This window comes from Streptomyces sp. XY431 (assembly GCF_001279805.1).
GTDB classification, from domain to species: domain Bacteria; phylum Actinomycetota; class Actinomycetes; order Streptomycetales; family Streptomycetaceae; genus Kitasatospora; species Kitasatospora purpeofusca.
In genome coordinates this window covers 1-4,932 of sequence record NZ_LGDO01000187.1, presented here as the reverse complement: position 1 = coordinate 4,932, position 4,932 = coordinate 1, and the positions used below count along the sequence as shown (strand labels likewise).

Below are 4,932 nucleotides of genomic sequence, written 5' to 3'. Positions count from 1 at the left end.
CCCGCTCGCACTCCCCCATCCGCCCCGCGAACACCTCCGACCCCGCCAACAACCCCACCGCCATACCCACCCACTGCGAACCCTGACCCGGGAACACCAGCACCGAACGACCCGGGAGCAGCCCACCTCCGACGGCCACGCTCTTCGAGCCCACGCCCCGCGACAGGGCGGCGACACCGGCCAGCAGTTCGTCCCGGTCCGCCCCCACCACCACCGCACGCTCCGCGAACCGCGAACGCCCGACCGCCAGCGAATGACCGACGTCCAGCACGCTCAGGCCCGGTTCCGCCACCACCCGCTCGTGCAGCGCCGCCGCCTGGGCGCGCAGCGCTTCCGGCGTACGCGCCGACAGGATCCAGGGGACGACGGCGGGCACCGGTTCCGACGTGGCGGGCCGGTCGACCGAAGTGTCGGTGGCGGCCGTCGCGTCGGTCGGCGCGGTCAAGGTCGGTGCGGCGACGGCCTGTTCGAGAATCACGTGGGCATTGGTCCCGCTGGCACCGAAGGAGGACACCCCGACCCGGCGCGGCCGTCCCGTCTCCGGCCAGGGGGCGGCCTCGGCGAGCAGGGAGACAGCTCCCTCGGTCCAGTCGACACGGGGCGAGGGGCGGTCGACGTGCAGAGTGCGAGGCATCACGCCGTGCCGCATCGCGAGCACCGACTTGATCACCCCGCCGACGCCCGCGGCGGCCTGGGTGTGGGACAGGTTGGACTTCAGCGACCCCAGCCGCAACGGACGCCCGGCGGGCCGGTCCTGACCGTACGTGGCCAGCAGCGCCTGGGCCTCGATCGGGTCGCCGAGCACGGTGCCGGTGCCGTGCGCCTCCACCATGTCGACCTCGGACGGGGCGAGTCCGGCACGGGCCAGCGCCTCGCCGATGACGCGCTGCTGCGCGGGCCCGTTCGGGGCGGTCAGCCCGTTGCTCGCGCCGTCCTGGTTGACGGCCGAGCCGCGGACGACGGCCAGGACAGGATGCCCCGCGCGCCGGGCGTCCGAGAGCCGTTCCAGCAGGAGCAGACCCAGGCCCTCCCCGAACCCGGCCCCGTCCGCGGCGGACGAGAAGGACTTGCTGCGCCCGTCGGGTGCCAGGCCGCGCTGGCGGCTGAACCCGACGTACAGGCCGGGGGTGGACATCACGGTCACCCCGCCGGCCAGGGCGAGAGTGGTGTCCCCGGAGCGCAGCCCCTGGCAGGCGAGGTGGACGGCGACCAGGGAGGACGAACAGGCGGTGTCCAGGGTGACCGCCGGGCCTTCCAGGCCGAGGGTGTAGGCGATCCGGCCCGAGGCGACGCTGGGGATGGTGCCGGTGCCGAGGAAGCCCTCCAACTCGTCGGGAACCCGGCCGAGCCGGGACCCGTACTCGCTGTAGATCACTCCGGTGTAGACGCCGGTGCGGCTGCCGCGCAGGGTCGTCGGGTCGATGCCCGCGCGTTCCACCGCTTCCCAGGACGCCTCCAGCAGCAGCCGCTGCTGCGGGTCCATGGCCAGGGCCTCGCGCGGGGAGATGCCGAAGAAGCCCGGATCGAAGCCCGTCGCGTCGTGCAGGAAGCCGCCTTCACGGACGTAGAACGTGCCGGGGGCGTCGGGGTCGGCGTCGAAGCCGCCCTCGACGTCCCAGCCGCGGTCGGTGGGGAACGGCGAGACCGCGTCGCGTTCCTCGACCAGCAGTTCCCACAGGTCTTCCGGGGTGCGGACACCGCCTGGGTAGCGGCAGCTCATCCCCACGATGGCGATGGGCTCGGCGGATTCGTCGCGCAGCCGCCGGTTCTCCTGCCGCAGGCGCTGGTTGTCCAGCAGCGAGGCACGCAGGGCGGCGACCACCTGGTCCGTGTCGGTGGGCATGGGGTTGGCCTTCTCCTTCTGCGGCTGTCGGTCAGTCACGTTCGCCGCCCAGGGCCATCCGGACGAGTTCGTCGACCGCCATGTCCTGGATGTCGGCGGCGGGAGCCGGTGTCCCCGGTCGGTCGGCGAGGTCCAGGAGCGCGTCGAGGAGACCGGCCCGGCGCAGTGCGGCGGGCGGGATCGCGGCGAGCAGGGAGCTGATCTCGTGGTCCTCCCGGCCCGTCCGGCCCGGCGTCCCGGCGGCCTTCCCGGTGGCGGCGGGGCCGCCCGGCCCGTCGGGTACCAGGAGCCTGGTGAGGTGAGCGGCGACGGCGGCCGGGGTGGGGTGGTCGAAGACCAGGGTCGCGGGCAGTCGGCGGCCGGTGGCGGCGCTGAGCCGGTTGCGGAGTTCGACGGAGGTGAGCGAGTCGAAGCCGAGGTCCTTGAACGCCTGGTCCGGGTCGACGGCCCCGGCCCCGCCGTGGCCGAGGACGTCGGCGCTCCGGCTCCGCACCAGGTCGAGCAGGGTGGCGACGCGTTCCTCCGGGGTGAGGCCGGTCAGCCGGCGGCGCAGCGAGTCCGCTTCGGCGGCGTCCGCCGCGGAGGCGGGACGGCGCGCGGTGCCGGGGACCAGTACGGAGAGCAGGGCCGGGACGGGTACGGTCCGGGCCGCCGCCCGGAGGCGGCCGAGGTCGATCCTGACCGGGACGAGCAGCGGTTCGTCCAGGGTGAGCGCCGCGTCGAACAGGGCCAGGCCCTCTTCGCTGCCGATGGCCGCGGTGCCTCCCCGGGACATGCGCCGCAGGTCGGCGGCGGTGAGCGTGCCGGTCATGGTGCTGCGGCGTGCCCACAGGCCCCAGGCGAGCGACTGGGCGGGCAGGTCCAGGGCCCGGCGGTGCTGGGCGAGCGCGTCGAGGAAGGCGTTGGCGGCCGCGTAGTTGCCCTGCCCGGCGTTGCCGACCGTGGCGGACGCGGAGGAGAACAGGACGAAGGCCGACAGCGGCAGATCGCGGGTGAGGGCGTGCAGGTTGAGGGCCGCGTCGACCTTGGGCCGCAGTACGTGTCGCATCCGCGCGGGGGTCAGCGACTCGACCGTCCCGTCGTCCAGGACGCCGGCCGCGTGGACGACCGCGCTCAGCGGACGGTCGGCGGGGATGCCGGCGAGCAGGGCGGCGAGCGCGTCCCGCTCGGCGACGTCACAGGCCTCCACGTCCACCCGGGCGCCGAGTCCGCGCAGTTCGGCGGCGAGGTCGGCCAGGCCCGGGGCGTTCGCGCCGCGCCTGCCGACGAGCAGCAGGTTCCGTACGCCGTGCGCGGTCACGAGGTGCTGTGCGACCAGGCCGCCGAGCGCGCCGCCGGCCCCGGTGACCAGGACGGTCCCCCCGGCCGCGGCGATGCCGGACGGTGCGGCGGACGGGTCCGGGCCCGCGAGCGTGTCCGTATCCGTGTCCGTGTCCGTGTCCGGGGGCGGGGTCGGATCCGTGGCGACGGTGGCCCTGGTGAGGCGGGCGGCGAGGAGTCGTCCGGCGCGTATCGCCAGTTGGGGTTCCGTTCCGGCCAGTGCCCGGGGCAGCAGGCCGGTCACGGCGGCCGGGTCGTCAGTGTCGATCAGCAGGAACCGGTCCGGGTGCTCGGACTGGGCGGAGCGGACGAGGCCGCGGACCGCCGCGCCGACGAGGTCGGTGACGTCCTCACCGGCTGCCGTGGAGACCGCGCCCCGGGTGACGAGGACGAGCCGGGTGCCGTCGTCCCACCGCGGGTCGGCCAGCCAGTCCTGGACGAGCCGCAGGGCGTCGTCCAGTGCGGTGTGCACGGATGCGGCGTCGGGCGGGGACGGGAGGTCCGGGGTGCGGTCGCACCAGGCCAGCACCGCGGCGGGCGACGGTGCTCCCGCTTCCAGGGCGGCACCGAGCGCGGCCAGGTCCGGACGGCTGTCCGGGAAGGATTCCCGGCCCCCGAGGACAGCAACGTGCCCGAGGGGCTCGGCGGGTGCGGTGGCGGGCACCGCCGACCACTGCACCCGGTAGAGGGATTCCGGGCCTCCGCCCGGGCGGAGGGCGTCGAGGTCGATCGGGCGGACGGCGAGCGTCTCGACCGACACGACCGGGAGGCCGTTCGGGTCGGTCGCGTCGATCGACGTCGATCCGTCCGGCCGGAAGCCGAGCCGCACCCTGAGCGCGGTGGCTCCGGAGGCGTGCAGCCTGACCCCGCCCCAGGAGAACGGCAGTCCGGCGGACGGTCGGTCCGGGTCCGGTCCGCTCTCCGGCCGGGCGCGCAGGAACAACCCCTGGAGCGCGGCGTCCAGGAGGGCGGGGTGCACACCGAAGGCGGAGGCGGACCGGTGCTGGTCGTCGGGCAGGCGTACCTCGGTGAAGATCTCCTCGCCCCGGCGCCAGGCGGTGGTGAGCCCGCGGAAGGCGGGGCCGTAGCCGTAACCGGAGGTGTGGAACCGCTCGTACAGGTCGTCGACGGGGATCGGGACGGCGCCGGGCGGGGGCCAGGAGCCGGCGTCGTCCGGTCCGGGTGCGGGCGACGGACCGCGGGTCGTGGCGTCGGCGGTCAGTGCGCCGGTCGCGTGCGCGGTCCAGGTCGGGGTCGCCGCGTCCTCGCGGCAGGAGAACACGTCCAGGGAGCGGCTGCCGTGCGCGTCCGCCGCGCCGACCCGCACCTGCAGGCGGACGGCGGTGTCGACGGGTATCAACAGCGGTGACTGGAGCGTCAGTTCCTCCACCGTGTGGCATCCGGCCTCGTCCGCGGCGCGTACCGCGAGCTCCGCAAAGGCCGCGCCGGGCAGCAGGACCGTACCGGCCACGGCGTGGTCGGCGAGCCAGGGGTGGGTACGCAGCGACAGCCTTCCGCTGAGCAGCAGTTCACCCGTGTCGGCCAGCTCGACGGCCGCTCCGAGGACGGGGTGGTCGGTCGGGTCGAGCCCGGCCGAGCCCACATCGGCCGCCGCGGTGGGCGCCGGCTCGGGCCAGTAGCGGGTGCGTTGGAAGGCGTACGTCGGCAGATCCACCCGCCGCGCTCCCGGGAAGGCACCCGACCAGTCCACCCCCAACCCCCGCTCCCACGCACGACCCACCGCACGCAGCACCTGCTCCGGGCCGCCC

2 protein-coding genes are annotated in these 4,932 nt (G+C 75.3%); both read right to left on the bottom strand.

Going from position 1 to position 4,932, the window contains the following annotated elements; all coding sequences use genetic code 11:
* Positions 1-1,843, bottom strand: a 1,843-nt coding sequence (locus ADK60_RS19715) for a type I polyketide synthase (RefSeq protein WP_234371163.1), incomplete at its 3' end; no start/stop codon positions are given.
* Positions 1,844-1,874: 31 nt separating this feature from the next.
* The coding region (locus ADK60_RS19710) for a type I polyketide synthase (RefSeq protein ID WP_053647693.1) at positions 1,875-4,932 on the bottom strand (3,058 nt) is incomplete at its 5' end.